This window comes from Streptomyces sp. JJ36 (assembly GCF_021696945.1).
Lineage (GTDB): Bacteria > Actinomycetota > Actinomycetes > Streptomycetales > Streptomycetaceae > Streptomyces.
Genome location: NZ_JACYHE010000157.1, coordinates 1 through 2,384 on the forward strand (window position 1 = coordinate 1; position 2,384 = coordinate 2,384).

1 protein-coding gene is annotated in these 2,384 nt (G+C 79.7%); it reads left to right on the forward strand.

Annotated elements, in window-relative coordinates; genetic code table 11:
- Positions 1-305: 305 nt before the first annotated feature.
- Positions 306-2,384 (forward strand): polyketide synthase (locus HOY81_RS26950; RefSeq protein WP_237323328.1); only part of this gene is annotated, 2,079 nt, incomplete at its 3' end.

The window sequence follows — 2,384 nt, forward strand, 5'->3', positions numbered from 1 at the left end:
CGCTCGCCACCCTCGTCACCCTCGTCACTCTCCGCACTCACGTCGCCGCTTTCGCGGCCGGCGAACCGGCCGGGGTCCGCGAGGCCGCTCCGCACCCGGCACGGAACCCGCACGCGCCCCGCCCCTCCGGCCCGGTGGGCCCCGACGTCCCGCCGGGATCCACCGCCGGGCCGGCGACCACCGGCGGTCGGACGCCGGCGTCCGGGACTCCGGCGCCGGCCCCGTCCGGCACGGGGGCACCGTGCGGCCCGCGGACGTCCGCGGCCCGGAGCCGCACGGCGTCGCACCCCTCCGGCGAGGAACAAGTGCCCGGACAGGAGCACACCCCCGGGCAGGAGCACACCCCCGGGACGCCCGGTGCCGCCGGCGGAGCCGGTCACCCCGTGGAGCCGGTGGCGCTCGTCGGCCTGGCGGGCCGCTTCCCGGGGGCCGCCGACGCGGAGGAGTTCTGGCGCAACCTCACGGCGGGCCGGGACCTGGTGACCGAGGTGCCGCCGGACCGCTGGGACTGGCGCGCGTGGGCGGGCGATCCGCGGCGCGAGCCCGGCACCACGGACTGCCGGGCCGGCGGCTTCCTGGACTCCGTGACCGCCTTCGACGCGGCCCACTTCGGCCTCTCCCCGCGCGAGGCGTCGCTGATGGACCCGCAGCAGCGGCTGTTCCTGGAGACCTGCTGGCACGCGCTGGAGGACGCCGGGCACGCCCCGGGCTCGTTCGCGGGCACCCGTACGGGGGTCTTCGCCGGGGCCACCCTGCACGACTACCTCGAACTGCTGCGGGAGCACGGCACGCCCGTCGCCGGGCACACGGTGACCGGCAACGTGCACGCCATCGTCGCCAACCGCGTCTCCCATCTGCTGGATCTGCGCGGCCCGAGCGAGACCGTGGACACGGCCTGCTCCAGCTCCCTGGTCGCCCTGCACCGCGCGCTGGCCGCGTTGCGCGCCGGCGAGTGCGACGCCGCGCTGGTCGGCGGGGTGAACGTGGTGATGACGCCCACCTGGTACGTGTCGCTCAGCCGCGGCGGGATGCTGTCGGCCGGCGGCCGCTGCCACACCTTCGACAGCCGCGCGGACGGCTACGTACGGGCCGAGGGCGTCGGGGTGGTGCTGCTCAAGCCGCTCTCCCGGGCGCTCGCCGACGGTGACACGGTCCGCGCGGTGATCCGCGGGTCGGCGGTCTCGCACGGCGGCCGGGCGCACTCGCTGACGGCGCCCACCCCGCGCGGCCAGGCGGAGGCCGTCACGGCGGCGCTGCGGCAGGCGGGGCTCACCGCGGACCGGATCGGTTACGTCGAGACGCACGGCACCGGGACCCGGCTGGGCGATCCCATCGAACTCCAGGGGTTGCGCCGGGCGTTCGCCGACGCCGCCCCGCCGTCACCGGACGGCGCCGGCACCGCCCCGTCCGGGGACGCGACCGGCGGCGACACGACCGGCGGTGACGCGCCGCCCGGGGCCGCCCGGCCCGGCACGGTGCTGGGCGCGCTCAAGGCGTCCGTGGGGCACCTGGAGAGCGCCGCCGGCGTCGCCGGGGTGATCGCGGCCGTGCACGCCCTGCGGGACCGCACGCTGCCGCCGGTGGCCGGGCTCGGCGAGCTCAACCCCTATCTGGAGCTGGCGGACTCCCCGTTCCGCGTGCTGCGTACGGCGGAGCCCTGGGCGCGGGACGGCGGGGAGCCGCTGCGGGCCGGGGTGAGCTCCTTCGGCTTCGGCGGCGTCAACGCGCACGTCGTACTGGAGGAGCCGCCGCCCGCCCCGTCGGCCCCGGCGGACGAACGGCCCGGGCCGCAGGTGATCGTCCTCTCCGCCCGCACCCGGGACCAGGTGCGCACCCACGCCCGGCGGCTGCGGGAGTTCGCCGCCGCGCTGCCGGTGCGCCTCGCCGACCTCGCCTGGACGGCGCAGACCGGGCGGGCCGTGCTGCCGGAACGGCTGGCGGTGGTGGCCTCCTCGCCGGAGGAGCTCCGCGCCCGCCTGGACGCCTACCTCGGGGACACCGGCGAGGCCGGCACACCCGGGGTGCACACCGGCGGCCCGCACCGCGCGGCCGGCGAGGAGCCGGTGCGGCCGGCCGACCCGGCGGACGCCGCCGCCCGGTGGGCGGCGGGCGAGGCCGTGGACTGGGCGGCGCTGCACGACGGGCCGCGCCGCCGGGTGCCGTTCCCCGGCTACCCGTTCGACCACGCCACCGCGTACGGCCCCTCCGGCGTACCGCCGCGGCCCGGCACGGACCCGGCCGCGGGGAACGGCGCCGGCCCGGCGGGCCGGGAACCGGCGGACGCCCGCCCCGGGGACGGCGACACCGCCCCCGGCGGCCCCGCGGACTACGGGCGGACCGCCGCCCCCGCGTCCGCACCGGGCGGCGGCGCCCGGGCCGCGCAC